General features: G+C 42.7%; 17 protein-coding genes. 11 read left to right on the forward strand and 6 right to left on the reverse strand.

Annotated features, from left to right (window positions below):
- Positions 1 to 6 precede the first annotated feature (6 nt).
- The 5 genes from rbsB (at position 7) to NCCP2331_RS10425 (ending at position 6,460) form a co-directional block, all read left to right on the forward strand.
- Positions 7 to 939: a ribose ABC transporter substrate-binding protein RbsB gene (rbsB, locus tag NCCP2331_RS10405; RefSeq protein WP_251670530.1), complete on the forward strand. Its 933-nt coding sequence runs from the start codon at positions 7 to 9 to the stop codon at positions 937 to 939.
- A 733-nt stretch (positions 940 to 1,672) separates the two neighbouring features.
- On the forward strand, positions 1,673 to 2,941 hold the full coding sequence (locus tag NCCP2331_RS10410; RefSeq protein ID WP_251670531.1) for an MFS transporter: 1,269 nt from the start codon (positions 1,673 to 1,675) through the stop codon (positions 2,939 to 2,941).
- Between the two features lie 27 nt (positions 2,942 to 2,968).
- Entirely contained in the window at positions 2,969 to 3,922 is a 954-nt protein-coding gene (locus NCCP2331_RS10415; protein WP_251670534.1) for a sugar phosphate isomerase/epimerase family protein, read from the forward strand.
- A 78-nt stretch (positions 3,923 to 4,000) separates the two neighbouring features.
- A complete protein-coding gene (locus NCCP2331_RS10420; RefSeq protein ID WP_251670536.1) occupies positions 4,001 to 4,780 on the forward strand; it encodes a DeoR/GlpR family DNA-binding transcription regulator in 780 nt (259 codons plus the stop codon).
- Between the two features lie 381 nt (positions 4,781 to 5,161).
- On the forward strand, positions 5,162 to 6,460 hold the full coding sequence (locus NCCP2331_RS10425; protein WP_251670538.1) for an acetamidase/formamidase family protein: 1,299 nt from the start codon (positions 5,162 to 5,164) through the stop codon (positions 6,458 to 6,460).
- A gap of 322 nt (positions 6,461 to 6,782) precedes the next feature.
- On the opposite strand, the gene NCCP2331_RS10430 is transcribed toward NCCP2331_RS10425, so the two are convergent.
- Both NCCP2331_RS10430 and NCCP2331_RS10435 read right to left on the reverse strand, forming a co-directional pair.
- A complete protein-coding gene (locus NCCP2331_RS10430; protein ID WP_153720956.1) occupies positions 6,783 to 7,025 on the reverse strand; it encodes a DUF2188 domain-containing protein in 243 nt (80 codons plus the stop codon).
- Positions 7,026 to 7,279: 254 nt separating this feature from the next.
- The gene (locus NCCP2331_RS10435; RefSeq protein ID WP_251670539.1) at positions 7,280 to 8,656 is read right to left on the reverse strand and encodes an alkaline phosphatase; all 1,377 of its coding nucleotides are present in this window, start codon (positions 8,654 to 8,656) and stop codon (positions 7,280 to 7,282) included.
- 511 nt (positions 8,657 to 9,167) lie between these two features.
- On the opposite strand from NCCP2331_RS10435, the gene NCCP2331_RS10440 reads away from it, so the two are divergent.
- The gene (locus tag NCCP2331_RS10440; protein WP_251670540.1) at positions 9,168 to 9,737 is read left to right on the forward strand and encodes a transposase; all 570 of its coding nucleotides are present in this window, start codon (positions 9,168 to 9,170) and stop codon (positions 9,735 to 9,737) included.
- Between the two features lie 55 nt (positions 9,738 to 9,792).
- Here NCCP2331_RS10440 and NCCP2331_RS10445 read toward each other — a convergent pair whose 3' ends face one another.
- Positions 9,793 to 10,731, reverse strand: a complete 939-nt coding sequence (locus NCCP2331_RS10445; protein ID WP_251670541.1) for a magnesium transporter CorA family protein — start codon at positions 10,729 to 10,731, stop codon at positions 9,793 to 9,795.
- 52 nt (positions 10,732 to 10,783) lie between these two features.
- Between NCCP2331_RS10445 and NCCP2331_RS10450 the strand changes: the two genes are divergently transcribed.
- Entirely contained in the window at positions 10,784 to 11,512 is a 729-nt protein-coding gene (locus NCCP2331_RS10450) for a hypothetical protein (protein ID WP_251670542.1), read from the forward strand.
- 65 nt (positions 11,513 to 11,577) lie between these two features.
- Here the strand turns inward: NCCP2331_RS10450 and NCCP2331_RS10455 are convergent, their stop codons facing one another.
- Both NCCP2331_RS10455 and NCCP2331_RS10460 read right to left on the reverse strand, forming a co-directional pair.
- Positions 11,578 to 13,791 carry an EAL domain-containing protein gene (locus tag NCCP2331_RS10455; RefSeq protein ID WP_251670543.1) on the reverse strand — a complete coding sequence of 738 codons (2,214 nt, stop codon included), beginning with the start codon at positions 13,789 to 13,791 and terminating at the stop codon, positions 11,578 to 11,580.
- A 341-nt stretch (positions 13,792 to 14,132) separates the two neighbouring features.
- The gene (locus NCCP2331_RS10460; RefSeq protein ID WP_251670547.1) at positions 14,133 to 14,633 is read right to left on the reverse strand and encodes a sigma-70 family RNA polymerase sigma factor; all 501 of its coding nucleotides are present in this window, start codon (positions 14,631 to 14,633) and stop codon (positions 14,133 to 14,135) included.
- Positions 14,634 to 15,229: 596 nt separating this feature from the next.
- Between NCCP2331_RS10460 and NCCP2331_RS10465 the strand changes: the two genes are divergently transcribed.
- The 3 genes from NCCP2331_RS10465 (at position 15,230) to NCCP2331_RS10475 (ending at position 18,117) form a co-directional block, all read left to right on the forward strand.
- Positions 15,230 to 15,787 carry a competence protein ComK gene (locus NCCP2331_RS10465; protein WP_153721952.1) on the forward strand — a complete coding sequence of 186 codons (558 nt, stop codon included), beginning with the start codon at positions 15,230 to 15,232 and terminating at the stop codon, positions 15,785 to 15,787.
- A gap of 140 nt (positions 15,788 to 15,927) precedes the next feature.
- On the forward strand, positions 15,928 to 16,191 hold the full coding sequence (locus NCCP2331_RS10470) for an excalibur calcium-binding domain-containing protein (RefSeq protein ID WP_153721953.1): 264 nt from the start codon (positions 15,928 to 15,930) through the stop codon (positions 16,189 to 16,191).
- 255 nt (positions 16,192 to 16,446) lie between these two features.
- Positions 16,447 to 18,117 (forward strand): N-acetylglucosaminidase, encoded by a 1,671-nt coding sequence (locus NCCP2331_RS10475; protein ID WP_153721954.1) that lies wholly within the window; start codon positions 16,447 to 16,449, stop codon positions 18,115 to 18,117.
- 202 nt (positions 18,118 to 18,319) lie between these two features.
- On the opposite strand, the gene NCCP2331_RS10480 is transcribed toward NCCP2331_RS10475, so the two are convergent.
- On the reverse strand, positions 18,320 to 18,475 hold the full coding sequence (locus NCCP2331_RS10480) for a hypothetical protein (protein WP_153721955.1): 156 nt from the start codon (positions 18,473 to 18,475) through the stop codon (positions 18,320 to 18,322).
- 127 nt (positions 18,476 to 18,602) lie between these two features.
- Here NCCP2331_RS10480 and NCCP2331_RS10485 point away from each other — a divergent pair, with 127 nt between their 5' ends.
- Positions 18,603 to 20,393, forward strand: coding sequence for a transglutaminase domain-containing protein (locus NCCP2331_RS10485; protein WP_153721956.1), 1,791 nt, complete (start codon positions 18,603 to 18,605; stop codon positions 20,391 to 20,393).
- The last annotated feature ends 12 nt before the right edge of the window (positions 20,394 to 20,405 follow it).

A 20,405-nucleotide genomic window follows, 5' to 3' on the forward strand; every position in this document is an offset into this window, starting at 1 on the left:
AAGAGTATGAAGAAGATGAAATGGGCGTTACTTATGGTTGTTGTATTGGTGTTGGCTGCATGTTCCACGGAGCAGCCGGGGTCCGGTTCTTCGTCAGATGACAAAGGAGATGCAGGGAAAGAGGGAGACAAGCAGTTGAAGATCGGTCTTTCCGTTTCCACGTTGAATAACCCGTTCTTTGTTACATTGAGTGACGGAGCGAAAGAGCAGGCGAAGGAATCAGGAGCAGATTTGATTGTGGTGGATGCACAGGATGATGCGTCTAAACAAGCGAGTGATGTAGAGGATTTAATTCAGCAAGGTGTAGATTTGTTAATTATTAACCCGACAGATTCGGAAGCAGTTGTTTCTGCGGTGGAATCAGCGAACAATGCGAATATCCCTGTAATTACGGTAGACCGCAGTGCGGAAGGCGGAGAGGTAGTCTCCCATATTGCTTCTGATAATAAAGCGGGCGGTGTATTGGCAGGAGAATATCTTCTGGAGTTATTGGGCGACAATGCAAAAGTAGCTGAATTGGAAGGTATCGCGGGTTCTTCTGCAGCACGTGATCGTGGCGAAGGTTTTAATGAAGCAGTGGACGGAAAAGTGGAAGTGGTTGCGAAACAAACAGCGAACTTTAACCGCGCGGAAGGTTTAACGGTGATGGAAAATATTCTGCAGGCTAACCCGGATATTGAAGGCGTATTCGCTCACAATGACGAAATGGCGCTGGGTGCGTTAGAAGCGATTCAATCTGCAGGAAAAGATATTGTGGTCATTGGATTTGATGCAACAGATGACGCTGTGAAGTCAGTAAAAGACGGTAAGTTGGCGGCAACGATCGCACAGAAGCCGGAGGAAATCGGCAAGAAAGCGATGGAAGCAGCAATTTCCACTTTGAATGGCGAAGATGTAGAGAAAGATATTCCGGTTGAATTGGAATTGATTAAGGAGTAATCGGTTTTTGGCAGGAAAGAAGCGCCCTTTTTGGAGGGTGCTTTTTTTGTGTGGAATTTTTTGGAGAGATGAGATTTAGGGTTCATGGGAAGGATGGTGAATTGGCAAATATCCGATTCACCAATTGTTGTGCCTTGGGAAATGCCGAATAATGAGAGGGAAGTATTTAAGCCTATTATTAAGAAGAAATGTAGCTGTTTTTACTAGAAGATCAGATTGAGATTAACAACAATCAAGCTGGAATGCTATGTTTAATAATTAGAATCTAGATTATTGAATGCATTTTATATAGTTCCCGCAAATTCAGCTCGTATAAGCCTTCTACTTCATAAATAAGAAGCAGAGGGTTATTTCTGTAGCGTCTAAATCTTCCTATTCATCCTCCTACTCTCATAGAAACCATGAGATGCTTCTCGAAGTCTATCCAATTAAATGCAGCAGAATGTTATGAAATAGGAAATAGGAAATAGGAAATAACCAGTGAAACAAGCCACATAATCGTTAATGAAACAACATAAAGTAATATAAAACAATATAGGATAAATTAGGTTGATTTATTACATTTATACTAATAAAACACCTATATACCAATGAAATATGTTTATGCGGAATTTTCTAAATCGTATTGACATCTTATGATTGCAGTATTATTATGTAGTAACCGGATGAAAGCGGTAACAAACTCTCGTAAAGCAACAAGAAACCATAACAAGAGAAATTAGGGGGAATTTTAATGTCCAAAGCAAAGACGCAGGTGAAAAAATGGTTTACTCTTTTTATTCTAATATTAGGCGGAGGAACGATATTTAAGTTATCGTCATTAAAGGATGCCTTCTATATTCCGATGCAAGAGCATTTTCATCTCTCTCATACTCAAATTGGTCTGGCATTATCCATATATGCTCTGGTACAAACGATTGGGATCATATTTTCTATATATATCGCTCAACGCTTTTCTAAGAAAATCTTATTGCCGATCGGGTTAATAGGTACAGGGGTCGTTGGTATATATTTATCAACCTTTCCGTCCTATTACGGAATTTTAGCTTCTTGGGGAGTAATGGCATTATTCGCGGAAGTTATTTTCTGGCCGGTTTTAATTAAAACCGTTAAGTTATTAGGTAACTCAGATGAGCAAGGTAGAATGTTTGGATTTTTAGAAGCTGGGCGGGGAGTAATTGACACGATCATTGCCTTTTCCGCACTTGGAATATTTATTTGGTTAGGTTCTGGCGAAGCGGGCTTCCGTGCAGCAATTCTTTTCTTTTCAGCGGCAGTCATCATCGTAGGGGTTATCACCTATTTCTTTGTTGAACATGATTCCATTGTTCTTGATGAGGATGAAAAAGACTTAAGTAAAAATAAAGTAGCATTAAACGGTGCCATGCAAGCCATTAAATTGCCGGAGTTATGGGTAGTTTCATTCACGATCTTTTCGGTCTATAGCGTATATGCCGGATTGACGTACTTCATACCATTCCTTAAAGAAATATATGGTATGCCTGTCGCTTTAGTAGGTGCTTACGGAATTGTCAATCAATATGGTTTAAAGATGGTGGGAGGACCTGTTGGAGGATTCTTGGTTGATAAAAAGTTCCGTTCTGCTACCAAATACCTTCGTTTTACGTTCTTACTAGCAGCTATCGCGATGGTGATATTTATGATGCTGCCACACGAAACGATGAATGTGTATCTCGGCATGACCGCAACATTGGGCTTTGGTGCGATCATATTTTCACAGCGTGCTGTGTTTTTTGCTCCATTGGATGAAATCAAGATTCCAGAAAAAATTAGCGGTGCAGCTGTTTCCGTCGCTTGTTTAGTTGGGTATGCTCCTTCCATTTTTGCTTTTACGATGTATGGAAGTATTTTGGATCACAATCCCGGAATCACTGGGTATAGATTTGTATTTACGATTATGATTGTATTCTCGCTGATTGGTTTTATCATTAGTAATTATTTGGTTAAAGTAATCAAAAAGAAAAATGACATGGTTGTTTAATTCAATTTAATTTAGGAGGAAGCTTTTATGAAACTGGGTTTAGAAACAGAAAGTTATCATCTTTTTTTTCAACATCACCGAATGGATATATTCGATTTTATTCAAAAAACTGTGGAATTAGGGTTAGACGGTGTACAAATTAATATTATTGAAGATTTGAATCTGAATCCTGATTGGGGAACGTTAGGGAACGCTCATCCGGATCATTTAGCGAAAGTGAAAAAAATGCTGGAGAAATATCATTTATTTTGTGAGATTGATTCGCGTGGAATTGAATTTGACCACCTCAAAAGAGTGATTGAAGTAGCAAATCAAATTGGCGCCGATGTGATCAGAACTTATATCAATAGAGGGATTTATGATAAAGAAAAAACGGATAATGCCTATAAAGAACTGAAGAAAATTGTACCTTTATTAAAAAAGTATCAAATTAAATTAGCGATTGAAAATCATGAAGAAGAAACAGCGGATGAAATTATCAAAGTCATTCAGTCGGTTGACAGCCCCTGGGTTGGAGCATTATGTGATAATGGAAATGGAATGATGGCTTGGGAAGATCCGGTTGTGACAGTTAGCAAGCTGGCACCTTATTCCGTATCCAGTCATTTTAAAGATCATTTTCTAATTCATGATGGGGAAGAGTATCGGGTAAGTGGCTGTCCTATTGGGCAAGGAAACATTGATATTGAGGAATGTTTCAAAATCTTAGTCGAGCAGTCAACATTGCAAAGAGTCAATATAGAAATGTGTCATCCTTACGTATCTACTTTTAAGCGGCCAATCGGAACGGGCGGGGTAAGCTCGCCTGGTGACGGTGCTTTCAAAGTGGAGGAGCCGTTTTATCCTATAGAGTTGATAGCGCCTTTAGATTCCTATTACCCAACAGAAGATTTGCTGGAGCAAATGTTGCGGGATCAGGATGAGGGAGTAAAGGAATCGGTGAAAGCAGTAAAGGAATTACGTGATAAATATTGTAGATAAAGAACTCTTAGACAAGAAAACCATCTCTGCACTATGGTAAGATTTTATAAAAGTGAAAAGCTAGGAGAGGGTTGTATATTGTTATTATCAGAGGAACGTAAATTAGAAATTATGGATGAATTGAATCGGACAGGTAAATTAAAAGTAGCTGAGCTATCTGCTAAATTTAAAGTATCTCCAGAAACCATACGAAGAGATTTAACATTTTTGGAAGAAGAAGGCGTGTTGAAACGAGTGTATGGAGGGGCAATTAAATCCGGATATCAGATGGGTGAACCTCCATTTTCAAATAGAACAGAGTTTAACACCAACGCGAAGAAAAAAATAGGCAAGCTGGGAGCAGATCTTATTTCAGACGGAGATACGGTGTTTATCGATACAGGAACGACTACCGCAGAGTTGGCTCTTCAAATAGTGAATAAAGAAGATGTGCGAATATTGACCAATTGTATTCCAGTTGCGCTCGCGCTAATGGAATCACTCAATAAGAAGCTTTTCTCTGGTGAAGTAATTTTATTGGGTGGTACTCTTGACCCCATTCAACAGTCAATTAGCGGGCAATTGTCTGAACCCGTCTTAGATAATTTCAATTTGGATAAAGCGTTCATTTCAATAGGAGGCATTTCATTAGTCAAAGGGGTAAGTGATTATAATTTAAATGAATGCCTTCTGTCGAAAAAAGTAATTTCTAATTCTAAACAAGTGATCGTGCTCACTGACCAATCCAAAATAGGCGTCCAAGCACTATGCAAAATCGCACCGCTATCTGAAGTAGATGTCGTATTATGTGATGAAGAATGTCCAGCCTCGTGGAAAAACGATATTATGAGTTTAGGAATCGAATGGATTTCTGAATGAATTTTCGATAGCTGTGAAAAAGGAAATGTTATTTGAGTCTTCTAACCAAAAGAGCTCCGCCTTCAATTACTAGATTATTCTACTTTGAAGGTATAGTTTGTTTATTGGTTGGAAGATTTTTATGTCCTGAGATGAAAGAAAAGCGATGCGACTGGGCGGTTCTGTCGATACGCACCATTTGAAGCAAGTTCTCAATCGCCTCCTCCGCACTTTTTAATCTGCGCTGTGCCTCTCCTTTCTATCCAATATATTGATTTTTTATATATACTCTATTAGAAAGATAGTTTAAAACTAACAGCAGTAGCTGCTTCATTGACAACTCTATTTATCTAACGCAAACTAAGAGATGACTGATAAATATGAAAAAAAGGAGTGGTTCATTTGAAGAATGCTTTAGAGACGGTGTTTGTGAACTCGTATATCGATGGGTTGCTGAATCCTTCACTCGACATGCTGGGACCTGTGAAAGACGGCGGGCATATTGTGGCGAATACAGCGCCGGGCTGCTGGGGGCCGATGATAACGCCGTGTATTAAGGGCGGTCATGAGGTGACGAGGCCTGTGTATGTGGAAGGTGCAGAGGTAGGGGATGCGATTGCAGTTTTCATTAAATCAATTGAAGTCACTTCGAAGGCTACGGCATCTGGCCATGATCAGCCGGTAGAAGGCCGCTTTCTTGGGGATCCATTCGTAGCTGCTCGTTGTCCGGAATGCGATACGCTGAATCCTCAGACTGTGATTGACGGAATCGGACCGGAAGCAATCCGCTGTTCGGAATGTCATGCAGATATTACGCCGTTTGTTTTTACGAATGGATATACAATGGCTTTCAATGAAAACGGAACTGTTGGCGTCACGCTTCCTAAAGAAGCGGCTGAGGAAATAGCTGCGAATGGACGTTCATACATGGCGACGCCAGCTGAGTCTGTTCAAAATCCAATTGTGACATTTGCTCCGTCGGATATTCCGGGAGTTATGGCTAGGATGCGGCCGTTCCTTGGTCAGCTGGGAACAACGCCGTCTGCTCCGATGCCGGACTCGCATAATGCAGGAGATTTTGGTTCGTTCTTGATAGGAGCACCGCATGCGTTTGCTTTTACGAAGGAAGAATTGGACGAGCACCGTACGGATGGCCATATGGATATTAACCGCGTTTGCCAGGGTGCTGTACTGATCTGCCCTGTGAAAGTCGAAGGCGGAGGTGTGTATCTTGGTGATATGCATGCGATGCAGGGTGACGGAGAAATTGCGGGACACACAACGGATGTGTCAGGATTGGTTCATCTGCAGGTGAAAGTGCTGAAAGGCGTTTCATTGGAAGGTCCTGTATTGTTGCCAAATGTGGAAGATTTGCCGTATACTGCGAAGCCGTTCACTGAAAAAGAACGCGAATCGGCGATGCAGGTGGCGGGGCAGTGGGGTGTGACGCAGATGGAAGAGTCATATCCGGTTTCTTTCGTAGGCACGGGCTGTACGCTGAATGAAGCGACTGACAATGGACTGGAGCGCGCAGCAGATTGTTTTGAGGTGACTGTGCCGGAAATTATGAATCGGGCAACTATTACGGGATCGATAGAAATTGGCCGTCATCCCGGAGTAGTGACTGTTACGTTCCTTGCGCCGAAAGAGTATTTGGAGAAAGCGGGGCTTGCCGGGTTGGTGATGGAGAAATACCGCTGAAGATTGGCGAAGTTGGGAAGTGCCGAGGTGCCAAACAGGTGCCTGTGCAGCACGCAATTTGAACGCTATTCTGAATTGTATACATCTGGATTGGCCAATTGTCCTATGGGATACTTGGCTTTTTTTAATTTAGTTTGCGTATGTCACATATTTAAAAAGTATTCAGAAGGCTGAGCATAGCAGAAAATTCATTTTTAAATTGTGGTGCACAGGCACCGAAAAAGGAACCGAAAAAAAATCCCTTCACCAATTTTTATTATTGGAGAAGGGATTTTTTAGTTATCAGATTAGTGTTAGAACTGTGTGCGCTCCATTTCGGCGCTTATTTAAAATCCAGCTGTTCCTCAATCCGTCCACGATCATTGTGGATGTAGACCATCGTTCCGTCTTCTTCCGCACGCTGCTTTGCTTCTTCGATTGCCTTTTCCTGTGAGTCAGCTGTGCAGACCGGCTCGTCTTCGCCTTCTCGTTTCACTGCCCACTCATCATCGTGAGGGACGACGTGATAGCGTGCGTCTTTTGTTCCGGCACGGTCCTCAAAATATTCATCCTGTTCTCTGCCCATTCCGATGCCTCCTCATAGTTTGATCTGTTCTTACCTATACCCGAATAAACAATGAAATAACCGGAATAGCAGTGAAAAGGAGGAACGAATAGACGAAAGCATTTACACTCCAGGATGCTACTGATTGCTTCTTCAGCCCTTTGCAGAAAAGAGCCCTTTATTGTGTTTGTCAGAATAGTGTCTAAGTTGTGTTGCACACAGGCACCATCCAGAGAGTCATCCAGTGAACCTTCCAGAGAATCATCGAGAACTGTTTACTTCCCACCATCCACAATCTCAAAAATAATATCCGCATGATCCGTATTATCCAGCAATCCCCCAAAATGTTCTTTACCTGGCCCGTAGGCATAAACAGGAACATCTTCTCCTGTATGGCCGCCGGTTGTCCAGCCTGTGAAGGAGCGTTTGTCAAAGAGAGCTTTTATGGCCGTTTCAATATCGCTGCTTTTCGCACCGGCATCGACCACTTTCTTAATTTCATCTGCTTCCAAAGGCATCAGCTCTTGGTCAATATAGAGCTTTAACGTTTCTGTCGGGTCAGCCCCGTCTGCAATTTGCTGGGCGATAAAAGCAGGTGTGCGCTTCGCCGCTTTAATCACATCAGTATCCCAGTTATATTCCCCGTCGGCCCCTACTGAAAATCCGCCTGTGGAATGATCGGCTGTCGCGACAACCAATGTATGCTTATCCTCTTTTGCGAAATCAATCGCAGCTTTGAATGCTTTCTCGAAATCTTCCATTTCACTCATTGCACCGACGACGTCATTGGCATGGCCCGCCCAGTCGACTTGGCTGCCTTCCACCATTAAGAAAAATCCATCATCATTCTTTTTCAACCGGTCAATCGCGGCTGTTGTCATCTCTTCTAATGAAGGTATGTCTGCAGAACGGTCAATCATTTTTGGAAGGCCGCCGTCTGCAAACAATCCAAGTATTTGATCATTGTCATTCCTCAACAATGCCGTTTTTCCAGTGACATAGCTGTAGCCATCTTCCTGGAATGAATTTGCAAGATTTACATCCTTCCGAATGAAATTGGATTTACCGCCGCCCAGCAGGACATCGATCGTATGGCTGCCGTTAATCCGTTCATTGTAGTAATCATCGGCAATCTCGTCCATATTCTTTCGGCTTTCATTATGAGCACCGTAGGCAGCAGGTGTGGCATGCGTAATTTCGGAAGTGGCAACCAGTCCAGTTGATTTTCCGGCTTCTTTCGCTGCTTCCAGAACCGTTTTTACTCTTTCTTTATCTTTATCTACCGCGATGGCATTGTTATACGTTTTGATGCCTGATGACATAGCAGTTGCTGCTGAGGCTGAATCTGTAATGGATTGATTATCATCATCAGGATATGTCATTTGCTGGCCGACGAGATACTTATCGAATTCAGTCAGCTCAACAGCAGGGGTTGCAGGATCATCTTTGAAATAACGATACGCCGATGTATAAGAAACACCCATTCCGTCTCCAATTAGGAAAATGACATTTTTGATTTCCGGTGTGTCGTCCTTCTTGGTCTCGTCTGCAGAAACCACTGGATTTCCGCCTGTTCCGATCATACTTGCCAGCACAACAGACGAAAGCACTGCAACTGGAATGACTTTCTTGAAAAATTTCTTCTTCAACATAACGACCTCCTGTATTTGTAATCAATTCCAACTATAAAGGAGAATTGTTAACAGACTGTGGAGGCCGTGTAAAAGTTTGGTATGGATTGTGTTTGAAAGGATGCTTGAAGGTTTGCTTGAACGGTGCCTGTGTAGGGTTGAACGGTGCCTGTGCAGCATACAAATTGAACACTATTCTGAATTGCATACATTTAGATTAGCCAATTGTTCTTTAGGATGGTTGTATTCAGCAGGTTAAGAATGGAAGAAAATTCATTTTTAAATCGTATAGATAATGCAAAAATTAGTTTTAAGAATGAAGAACCGTTTACCTATCATCTTTCCTTCTATCTAAAACTTGTTTTTTCTTTTTTGACAGGATTGCACTTTCTGTCTACGATGAAATCATTATATGAAAAAGGGTGTGAGTGTAGTGGAGAATATGGGGAAAACGGGAATAGCAGGAGCTTCTTTTTTTAGAGTTGCAGTCCGATTTTACAGTAGTCTTTATTTACGGGGGGAGTGAAGCTTTTTGGGTAGAAAACGAAACTGGAGGCCGAATGTGTATTATCATGTGATTATGCGGGGAAATAACCGTGAGAATATTTTTAAAACGCCGGAGGATATGTATCATATACTGCGGATTATCAGTCATGCGCACCAGAAGTTTCGCTTTTCTATGGCTGCTTTTTGCATTATGACGAACCATTATCATCTCTTGATCAAGACGGAGGATGAGCTGTCTCGTATTATGAGTCATGTTAACCGGAGATACAGCGATTATTATTCAAGGCATTACAACCATGTTGGCAGAATTTATCAACAGCGCTATCACCCCATCCTGATCGAAAGCCCCCAGGGTGCCCTGGCCGTCAGCCGTTATATTCATCGAAATCCTATTAAAACACAGACTCCGATGGTCAATGATCTCATTGATTATCCATTCAGCTCCTTCCCTGTCTACGCCGGCCGTCAAGTTGTGGGGTGGGACTTTCTGGACACGGAAACATTGCTGTCATATATGTACCCGCCGGCAGTAGCGTCTCTGCAAGAATACACTGATTACTGCCTGGCAGAACTTGAGGAGGAAGTAGAAGTGTGAATTAACTGAATAGTGTTCGAATTGTGTGGCGCACAGGCACCATCAAAAAAGGCCTTCAAAACTTCTCATCCTTCGGGCTTTTCAACACACTGCCGATCCAGTTTTTCTTCTTCAGGTAATAATAGAGACCCCAGGTGGAGAGGAAGATGATGAGGAGGGAAGTGATGTAGCCATATTTCCAATTGAGTTCGGGCATGATTTTGAAGTTCATTCCCCATAAGGCTCCCCAGGCGGCGACGGGGGTGAAAAGCATGGTGATGACGGTCAATGTTTTGACGATTTCGTTGCCGCGGTGGGAGGAGATGACGGATTCCAGGTCGATGAGTTTGCCGATTTCTTCGTCGTATTCCCGGATGGTCTGGCGGCAGCGTTGAAGGCGCCGGCATGTGCGCTGGTAATGGATCCCGTTCTGGACGCTGCTGCCGAATGCTTCTTGTGCTGCCTCCCGGATGGCGATTACCGGGATGAGGAGATTTTTCCAGACAAGAATTTCGTGTCGGTTGTCCAGGATTTGTGCGAAGACCGGTTCGTCGTTTTTCATTTTGATCCGCCAAAGAAGATCATGCATACGGTCTTCAAATAACTCGATTCCCTGCAGGAAGGAGGCGGTGATTTCACCGAGCAGGACCATGAAACCTTCGATGGCATTTTCAGCGCTCTTCATTTGTTTCTTGAGATTTTGCTGTGAAAGACGCGGAAGGGCAGCTATGTCGAAACCGCATGTCAAAAGCGTGTCCGCCGCGACAAAGTAGTGGAGGATTGTCTGCTCGTTACGGATTTCGGTGTTCTGAGAATAAACGAAGGAGCCCCACATCGACTCGCAACCTATTTCGGAAGTATCCATCTCCAAATTACTGTTTAATTGAGAATGAATCGATTTTGCCCAGCGCTCTCCTGCTGACGGCATGTCACGACATGCGGCAATATCCTGTGGAGAGGCCGTGTCCAGACTGATCCATTTCCAATGTGCATGCTGAAATACAGGCTCAAGCATCGGTGCGCCCCCCTTTTCTTTTTACCTTGTCTCATTTAATAGGAATTTATACGTGACGGCTTGGGAAGAATATCGGAAAAGGGGGAATGGCTGTGAAGGATTTTCTGTTCATGATTTTATATGCGTGATTGTCTGGCTGGTCATTGAGATGGCGGTAGTGCTGTTTATGAGTACAGGGCTGAAGAAGACGATTGCGAGGTTCCAGGTGATTTCGATGCTGACAGGAACGGGCTTTACGACAGACGAATCATCGCTGATCATCGACCATCCGATTCGACGCCGGCTCAGTGCCGCGGTGATACTGTTCGGTTATTTCTCCCTTGCAGTCATTATTTCGTCGATTGCTGCACTGCTTGTAAATGATCTAAAAGTCCGGCTGCTGGCCATTGTGATCATCTTGCTGGTTTTCATGATTTTGGTATTGCGGACGCGTATCGTATTCCGATTTCTCGAAAGAAAGTTCGAGCATGGAATGGACGAGCAGTTTGAACTCGAAGACTGGCCTCTGAAAAATGCGCTTGAGCTTGGAGAACAAGACGGTGTAGCGCTGTTGCTGATCGAGAAGGATTGCGAGTTCATTGGAGAACCTTGCCGCCGGCTAATAAAGAAAGAAGATGACGTGCATGCGCTATTCATCCGAAGGGGAGACAAGGTGCTCCGGAAAGGATTGTTTGAGGAAATACTGCAGACGGGAGACCAGATACTTGTTTTTGGGGACAGCGCGCTGATTGAAAAAAAGTTTTCCAAGTTGCTGACGAAAGACAATGGATTTACCGCGTAAGAAGGGTCGCATAAAAACAACCCTCTATCAGTTGAGCAGAGGGTCGCGAATTTATTGTTGGTGAATCAAATAATATAAATCTTCTCTACTTCCTCTTTCGGCAATGGCTTATTGAAAAAATAGCCTTGCGAGACATCGCAATTGCGGCTTTTTAAGAAATCCAGCTGTTCCTGAGTTTCTACTCCTTCAGCAATAACTTCTTTGTTTAAATTATGTGCCAGCGTAATAATGGCATTGACAATAATAGTGCCGCTGTCATCTTTCAGAATTTCACTGACAAAGGACTTGTCAATTTTGATGTAGTCGATCGGGAAGTTTTTCAAGTAGTTCAGAGAGCTGTAGCCAGTCCCGAAATCATCGATGCTGAGCCCGACGCCGAGTGATTTCAACTGTTTTAGCACCTGGATAGAATAGTCATATTCCATTGCCATATTTTCCGTAATTTCAATCACAAGATATTCCGGGCTGAGCATGGTCCGCTCCAGCACATCTTCAACAAAAGTTACAAGATTCGGTGTAAGAAATTGCTGGGTAGACAAATTTACTGAAATCTTGACAGGCGACATACCGTTATCTTGCCATTTCTTGTTTTGTATCGTCGCTTCTTTGATTACCCATTCCCCGATTTGTGTAATCAAACCGGTCTCTTCTGCTAGTTTGATAAACCGCGCGGGAGATAGTAATCCCAATTTTGGGTGCTGCCAGCGAATCAGTGCTTCAAAACCAATCAGCAGACCCGTCTTATTGTGAATCTGCGGTTGGTAATACAGCACAAATTCTTCTCTGTCAATGGCATCCCGCAAGTCCATTTCAAGTGCGGAGTTTGAAATCATTTCATCCGATAAATCGTCCGTGTGTATGATAAATTGATTTTTCCCCTGTTTCTTTGCCCGGTACATCGCATTGTCTGCATACACTAACAGTTTCTCCATAGATACGGGGGGATCAGGGGACAGGACGACTCCGATACTGGCAGTTGTAAACAATTCCTTATTCTCGACCAGAAAGGGAGAATCAAATACGTGCAATATTTCTTGTGCTTTTCTAATGCTGTAGTCGGGATGGTCAAAATCAGTCAGCAGAAAAATAAATTCATCCCCGCCCATCCGGGCAAGCAGATCGTTTTCTCCTAGACATTTTGAAAGTTTCTCGCTGACTTTAAAAAGTAATGCGTCACCATAGGAATGACCGAAATTATCGTTGATGATTTTAAAGCGGTCTAAGTCAATGAATAAAAGAGCCATCTGCCGCTGTTTGCCGCTGTTGATTTCTTCTATTATTTTATTGATTTCATTTTTGATGAAACGTCTGTTGGGCAGCGTGGTTAATTCATCATGGAATGCCAAATAGTTGTATTCTTGCTGTAAATGATACCGGGCAGTTATATCACGCAGCTGGCCAAACGCGCCAATCATCTTCTCCTCTTCAAAAATTGGCTGTGCATCAAATAAGCAAATGAATTGATTGCCGTCTGCATCTTCAAATGAAATTTCTTCGTTGTTAATCACCGTTCTTTTCTCCAGCACCTCTTTGAAATACTTGCCTAATCTTTTAGAGTGAGTAATATTTATGCCCATCAGAGACTCGCGGCTTTTATCTGAAAGCTTTTCCGCAAACTCATTAAATTCCGTGACTATACCATTTGGATTTGTAATGATAATTCCTTTGCCTGTACGATTCAGCATTATCTGATTCATGGTATCAAGTTTTCTGTTCTGCTTGCGCAGCAGCAGCTCACGTTCGATGGAATCTACTACTTGAAGCAGCATGGAAAGATAGAGTGGATTTTGAAAAGACAGAGGCATCATCAATGAAATACTTCCAAGCAAGTTATTTTCCTCTGTATTGTGAAAAGCAGTGCCGTAACATGCGATGTTATGAAAGGGATAGTGATAGTGCTGATCTCCGATGAGACTGACAGGATGGAGCTGCTGAAGCGCTAAACTTATTACGTTTGTTCCGGTGTCTTCAATTGTAAATTGTGCACCGAGTTTAATACCGAATTGGTCGCTCATGGACTTAATCGATTCATCTCCTTCTATTGAAAGAAGGTAGCCATCTGCATCAGAAACAACTACGAGGATAGGGGTGCCTTTTAATGTGTTGAGCAGTTTGTTTGAGAAGTAGTTGATGACAGACAGTATTTCGCTGTAAAATTTCTGTTTGTCCGTGAGTCCTTTTTCCTCTAAAAAGTGTATGGGAGATGAAATTGTATTAGGATCCATCCCAGACTTTCTGCACAGTTCATTGGATGCGGCAATATAATGTGGGTTCTTCATATACAGATGGACCTCCTTTGCCCTTTATTAAGAAGTATATGTGCAATTCCTCACTTGATATTACTTGTCGTGTATAGTATGAAAGTTTTGTATGATTAGTTTATCATATATGTTACTAATGTATGTAGTTAAATACGCTGTTTTTTGATACGAATTTGACTTTTTTTGTTGGTGAATACATTGAATGTCTCTATTATCAATAATCTGAAATTTAAAGCCATGTGAAATCAAGGTTCTGGCAACTTGATTTCACGCGGCTTTTCATTTTATTCAGTTATTATTCACGTTTCATTTCTTTATTCGTGCAGCAAAAAAACGTCGGGAAAGTGGAGTCATTCATCTTAAAGATTATCGTCCTGCTTTACTTCTGTCAGCCTCTCCCGCAGTTTCTTCAGCAAACGCTCCCGCCGCTTCTTGACGCCTGCTACGGAGATGCCGAAGAAATCCGCGCAGAATGTCTGCGATTTTTTCTCAGTGTAGAGCATCGATAATAACTGTTTTTCCTCTGCGTAGAGCGTCTTCAATACGCTGTCCAATTCGGGAAACCTGTCTTCTTCCATTGAATAACTCTCCATTAGTTCTAGTGTCTGATCGTCAACAGGGGCCTGCCGTTCACTATAGCGGTTTTCTTTTTTCATCTCATCCAGCATGGCGCCGTAAATCGAACGGTAAGCAAAGGGCGTGAAATTTCCTTTGTCTTTGTCGAACCGGCTCCACGCTTGCCATAATGCAATATATCCAGCCTGACGAAAATCTTCAAAATCACGATAAATATTCAGTTTTCTAATCACTGCAGAAATCATTGGCTCATACTGTGCGGATACATCGTCAAAATTCTCCATAAATGCGACCTCTTCAGGCCGTGCACGACACATTTGTATTCCCTGGGTGACTCCATCATAGAGAGAGCGGAGAGAACAAAACGAATGTCTGTATTCTAATTTTGAAGTACGTAAAATTGTTGGGGGGACCGGCTGAATTCGGTTTTCTGTCGAAGTTAAATTTTAGAAAACGCACAATCGCAGTAGCTGAATTCGCAGGTCATTTCCAGCTGTCGGAACCGGCTTGTCAGAAGGAAAGGAAGAAAACTCTATATCTAAAAAATATTTCCCGAAATAGATAGACTATTTAATTTATTTAGGATATGATAGGTAAAATAGAAGGTTAAAAGTCGCAGTTCAAATTATGTGTATGCACGAAATGAAAATAGTAAAGGTGGGTGGAGTTGATCATAATGTGCTTTCATTTGTGGTCGGCTTTCTTGTTGTGGCTGTAAAGGAGGTGAGGTAATTTGTATGTAAGCGCAGAAAAAATCCCCGAGTGTTGACAGTCCTCGAAGACCCACTCGGAGAAAATCGATTGGAGTATACCAATCTTTATTAGTATACTCCTTTTTTATTAAATTCAAAAGCATATCAACCAAAAGGAGGAAATTAAAATGAAAATGTCTAAGAATTTTATTATTTCAAAGGGAACGGCTGTTATCTACCCAGAGTATACGGAGGACGGGGTATTGCAGTCAGTTGCGATGGAAGGCAATGACTTGCACCGTGTTCAGCAAAAGCCGACTGATGTCATAGATAGAAATCTCCGCTATTATGGTTCCAGCCTGCGTGGTGCGAAAGACAGCGCCAAAGTCATCCTGGGTGAAGTGTTTATGTCGCCTGCATTGATCAATGAAATACTGAACATCTATTTCTTTCCAAGCAAGTCACCGCATAAGCCGGACTGTATCTGGTTTGCGCTCTATCACATCCAAAGCTACATAGAAATCGACGCAAAACGAACTTGCGTCACCTTCATCAACGGAGCTAAATTTAAGGTGGATGTCAGTTATTATTCATTCAACAGCCGTTACCAGACTGCCTGTAAGTTCAAAAATTTAATAGATGGAAGAACCAATCAACTGATGATTAATGAGATGAATCATTCCGCTACGTATCTGATTATGAAGGACAGATCGAATCGGAATTTTGGCGTAAAAGAAGAAGAGTAAGAAGTTTATAGCAGCGGATGTGGAATGCGTGGGTTGTCGTAAGTAAATGGTAAAGGCTATTTACTTTCATTGGATAATATTGTATATTTAAAACGATCAATATGAGTGACACATTTTAAATAAATCCGAGGAGACTATTTATGAAGAAAATTATTAAATCCATGACCATTTCCGCATTCGCTGTAACTCTTTTAGTAGCGCCTATCCAATCAACAGAAGCGGCCACGGCTAAATATAAAAATTGTACAGAGTTGAACAAAGCTTATCCGGGCGGTGTCGCGATGAATGCAAAAGTTCGGAACAAAGGCGGTAAAACGAAGTACAAGCCAACTGTATCGCCTAGTCTTTATAATCTTCATATAAAGATGGACCGCGATAAAGACGGGATTGCTTGTGAACGGTAATTCGATTAAGCAGGATTTTTTATTCAATAATTTATAAAGGCACAAATCATATCGCGGAAGGTCGTATTTCGGACTTTCTGCGATATTTTTGATTTAAGAAGATGTTTGGTTCATTGGATGCACCTCTTAGACCTGAGATTATATAGTCGAAACCCCATTCGCGAAACATTCAATACACTATGTAAATACATAACAATCAGTCTGGCATTTATAGTGAAAACCTGTATAATCGACAGCAAAAGGAGGTAATTGACTATGAAGTTTATAAAACAACTTATTCCGGCTGGTTTAGCTATCATTATAGTAATGATCGGCTTTTCACTGAATGTCAGTGCTGCGCCGGTATGGCCGCATGCAGATGATGTGAAGCCCGATAAGACATGGAAAATTTCATTTAACAAGCCTGCGGATCGATCAACTGTCAGTAAGGATTCTATTTATATTACCGATTCGAAAGGGGCATCGATTTCGAATGTAATTACCTTCATTAATTCTGATGAAACTGTACAGATTTCGCCGCCTTCGGGAAATTACCGGGCAGGAGAGACGTACACGATACATATTACGCAGGCCGTCAAAAACCGTAACGGGAAAGCATTGAAGGAAGGCATTACTAAGACATTTACGATTGAGAAGATTACATATGATTTGGTGAATGTGCAGACGGACGGGACAACAGCTGTTGTGCGGAAGTTCAATAGTTTCGAAGAGGCAGCCGGCCAAATGGCATCAAATCAGGCGGTATTAAAATCGGGGACTATCATCTATATGCCGTCGGGATTAGTGTCGACGAAGTCCGCGAATGGAAGCTCGCTGACGATTCTTTATTCGGACAAATCATTGAAAAGGGAAGTTACTTATGTGCCTGCAGATACGGAGCTGCTGTACGTGGACTCAACGGATGGGTATGTCGAGGTTGAGCTGGCGGGAATCCGTTATTATATTAAGCATGATAACAGCCGGTTGCTTCCTGGCCAAACGATCAAAAATCGTTCGCACTATTATACTGCGAACGGCTCGCTCTATCACTCGATTTATTCGCATAATGCGGGGACTTCAGGTGTCTATGAAGCCGGCTTGGCACCGCGTTTCATGCGAGACGGTGTAGATTATTACAGCACAGACGGCAGTCACTTTACAAATGCTGCGGGTCAGCAAGTCGGCATCGCGCATCAATATTTCCAATACTTGCCGATGCGCAGTGAAACGATTTACACGGCTGAGGAACTGGACGCTTATATTCTGGAGAAACTGCAGCAATTGGAGAATACTTCAGCCGCCATCTACAAAAACGCTTCTGTGAAAAGTAAGTTGATCGGGTTAGGTTCCGAATTAAAACAATATGAGAAAGAATATCATGTCAATGCGCTGCATATTTTAGCCCTCGCGCAGAATGAAAGTCAATACGGCATGAGCAACTATGCACAGAAGTATAATAATCTATTCGGATTGTATGTGAGCGATGACAATCCGGTTAAAAAGGAATTTAATACGGTCGGTGATAATATCGAAGAGTTGATCAACGCTTTTTTGAACCGAAACTATTTGCCGCCGGCCGGCAGATATGCAAACGGGACAAACTTTGGCAATAAAGCGGTTGGCATGAATGTGAAATATGCTTCCGATCCCTATTGGGGAGCTAAGAATGCCGGACATATGTATCGGATTGATCGGGCGCTGGGCGGTAGAGAGCTGGCCAATCAAGCCAAAATCGGATTAACAAAAATTGATGATATTCCATTGAAATTCCGCCGTGATCCAAGTACGAGTCAGCCATATGTCTACAGTTATCCTAAATCCGGCATGCCTGTAATTATCCTGGATGATCAATTGGCAGAAGCTCCGTGGATAAAAGTGCGTTCAGATTATGTGCCATATGATGAGCTGTTCGTACATGGGAGTTATGTCGTTCGTTTGGAATGGTGAGTGGGGTATAGAATTTATGTCGAGCGAAGATAGTAAAGTCACGACGGGGAAAGCCTTAGCCAGCCGGGCGTGAAATAGAAATGAAGTATGATTAACGGAGTTGTCAGCAGACGTCAGAAATGATGTTTACTGACAGCTCTTTTTTTATTTCAACAAGGCTGGCAGCGAAAGCGCGCGAAAGTGCCGCTGAACCGAGCGTAAGTTAGGATTGAACGAACCAAAACCCCGCAGCACCGCTCGTAACGATAGCATTCCCGCTCCAAAGCAGCCGGCGCACGAACCAAAGTAGTTGCTCACCGCTCCAATCGTTCTCGCTTGTCGGGTAAAATGTATGTATCATTTTTCTCCAAATTGACATCTATTACTCTCCCGTCATATTGACAGAAAGTAAAGATTTGGATAATATTAAGTAAGCACATGTGCCTAACGAATCATTTGAATAATGACAACTAAAGATAGATATTTATATAAGGGGGTTGGACTAAATGAGGAAGCTGCTACTGTTGGCTGTTTTATTGGGAAGTACATTATGTACGGGGAATATGGCGGTGTTTGCGGCGGATGACTGGCAGCAGGCAGGTGCGCTTGCAGTTGAGATGGATGACCGGACAGGTGCGGTTGTTGAGGGAAGTTTCATTGCAAAGTCACCTCTTGCTGCTGCAGAAGACGTCGTTCAGCTGGATCGGTTTGAGGATTTGGCAACATACGTTAAGACGCAAACAGAACAGTTCAAAGATACTGTACAAGTCAGCTATACAGTTGCCAGTCCTAGTGGCTTCGACGCCGCCTCCCATTCAGAAGAGCTGAAACAGCTTTTACATGACGTGTTTAATGATGGATCTTACATGAGCGGGACCATTGCGGGCTGGGGTACGCAATATAGATATTCTTCCGGTCAACAGACGCAGGTGAAGCTTGTGCTTACATTTACTTACCGTCACACATCAGCACAGGAGAAAGAACTTACCCGGCAAGTGATAGAAATTGCATCGGATATCAGTATAGCTGCGAAAACGGATTTTGATAAAGTGATTGCGGTAAATGATTTTATCACGCGAAATTATTCGTATTCATTCGATACGAAACTGACTCCGCACAGTGCTCATACCATGATCACTGAACAGCAGGGGGTCTGTCAGGCATATGCTTTGCTCGCGCAGCGTTTGCTGCAGGAACTGGGTGTAGAGGCTTATTATCAGACGGGTGAAATTATTGGCGGCGAGCTGCATGCCTGGAATAAAGTCAAAGTGGACGGAAAGTGGTATAACCTGGATACGACCTGGAATGATCCTCTCGCTGATCGCAAGGGCCAGACGCGGTATGAATATTTATTGGTTTCCGATAAAGTGATGAATGAATCCCGCACGGCCGATGACTTGGGACTGCCTGCCGCAACGAGTACGAAGTATGATGTGCTGCATACCGGGAGTCCTTACACGACATTTGGTGCGTATGACAAGGAACTTGTATATGTTTCGGTATGGAAATCTACTGTAGAGGGCCAAATCATAAAAGCGTACAACAAGCAGACGATGCAGCAAGTAAATAGTCCGTTTAAGATAGGACGTAATCTCGTCGCGCATAACGGTGATATTTATCACTTTGGTCCTTATAAACAGACGAATTTGTACATGTGGAACGGGAACAGGCAGCAAGTCGAGCTAGTGGATGAAGGGACGTTTGATCAGCTGTACAAGCAAGGAAATACTCTTTATTACCGTGAAGCAGAGACAAAGAACATGCGGGAGCTGCAAATGTCAGCGGAAGATGGGACGCAAACGGATCAGATCGCAGCCACAGACAGTTTAATAGGAGAGCTGAATGAATTCTCACCTGATTTTGAAAAAGCACTCGCAGCTGCTGAAAATCGATTTAACCAGCTGAGTGCGGAAGACAAATTGCTGGTGAAAAATAGCGCTTATTTGCAGCAGATGAAGAGTCTGCTGGCACAAAAAGCGGCAGTGTCAGTGACTTATCAGGAGTATAAAATATGGATGGCAAATCTTACAGCAGATCAGCCATTGAAAGAATGGGTCATTACATTCAGCGGCGCACTGGGCGATACGGCAAATGCGCCTGTCAGTGTAATTGACCAATTCGGCCGGACAGTTGATGGAATTACTAACAGAACAGCCGACAATAAAATGTATGTGACGCCGAGCCGGCCTTATCATACTGGGCATACGTATTATATTGTTATTGATGAAAATCTGCACAGCGCCAATCAAGTAAAATTGAAGCAGGGTGTGCTGGCATCGTTCGTCATTACCAATTGAAACTCACTAAAG

It is taken from the genome of Sporosarcina sp. NCCP-2331 (assembly GCF_023707945.1).
In the GTDB taxonomy this organism is placed as follows: domain Bacteria; phylum Bacillota; class Bacilli; order Bacillales_A; family Planococcaceae; genus Sporosarcina; species Sporosarcina cascadiensis.

Excerpts from the sequence above, each read along its gene's own strand:
- rbsB (WP_251670530.1), top strand. The coding sequence starts at position 7 with ATGAAGAAGATGAAATGGGCGTTACTTATGGTTGTTGTATTGGTGTTG.
- NCCP2331_RS10410 (WP_251670531.1), top strand. The coding sequence starts at position 1,673 with ATGTCCAAAGCAAAGACGCAGGTGAAAAAATGGTTTACTCTTTTTATT.
- NCCP2331_RS10415 (WP_251670534.1), top strand. The coding sequence starts at position 2,969 with ATGAAACTGGGTTTAGAAACAGAAAGTTATCATCTTTTTTTTCAACAT.
- NCCP2331_RS10430 (WP_153720956.1), bottom strand. The coding sequence starts at position 7,025 with ATGGGCAGAGAACAGGATGAATATTTTGAGGACCGTGCCGGAACAAAA.
- NCCP2331_RS10435 (WP_251670539.1), bottom strand. The coding sequence starts at position 8,656 with ATGTTGAAGAAGAAATTTTTCAAGAAAGTCATTCCAGTTGCAGTGCTT.
- NCCP2331_RS10445 (WP_251670541.1), bottom strand. The coding sequence starts at position 10,731 with ATGCTTGAGCCTGTATTTCAGCATGCACATTGGAAATGGATCAGTCTG.
- NCCP2331_RS10455 (WP_251670543.1), bottom strand. The coding sequence starts at position 13,791 with ATGAAGAACCCACATTATATTGCCGCATCCAATGAACTGTGCAGAAAG.
- NCCP2331_RS10460 (WP_251670547.1), bottom strand. The coding sequence starts at position 14,633 with ATGGAGAATTTTGACGATGTATCCGCACAGTATGAGCCAATGATTTCT.
- NCCP2331_RS10465 (WP_153721952.1), top strand. The coding sequence starts at position 15,230 with ATGAAAATGTCTAAGAATTTTATTATTTCAAAGGGAACGGCTGTTATC.
- NCCP2331_RS10470 (WP_153721953.1), top strand. The coding sequence starts at position 15,928 with ATGAAGAAAATTATTAAATCCATGACCATTTCCGCATTCGCTGTAACT.
- NCCP2331_RS10475 (WP_153721954.1), top strand. The coding sequence starts at position 16,447 with ATGAAGTTTATAAAACAACTTATTCCGGCTGGTTTAGCTATCATTATA.
- NCCP2331_RS10480 (WP_153721955.1), bottom strand. The coding sequence starts at position 18,475 with ATGTCAATTTGGAGAAAAATGATACATACATTTTACCCGACAAGCGAG.
- NCCP2331_RS10485 (WP_153721956.1), top strand. The coding sequence starts at position 18,603 with ATGAGGAAGCTGCTACTGTTGGCTGTTTTATTGGGAAGTACATTATGT.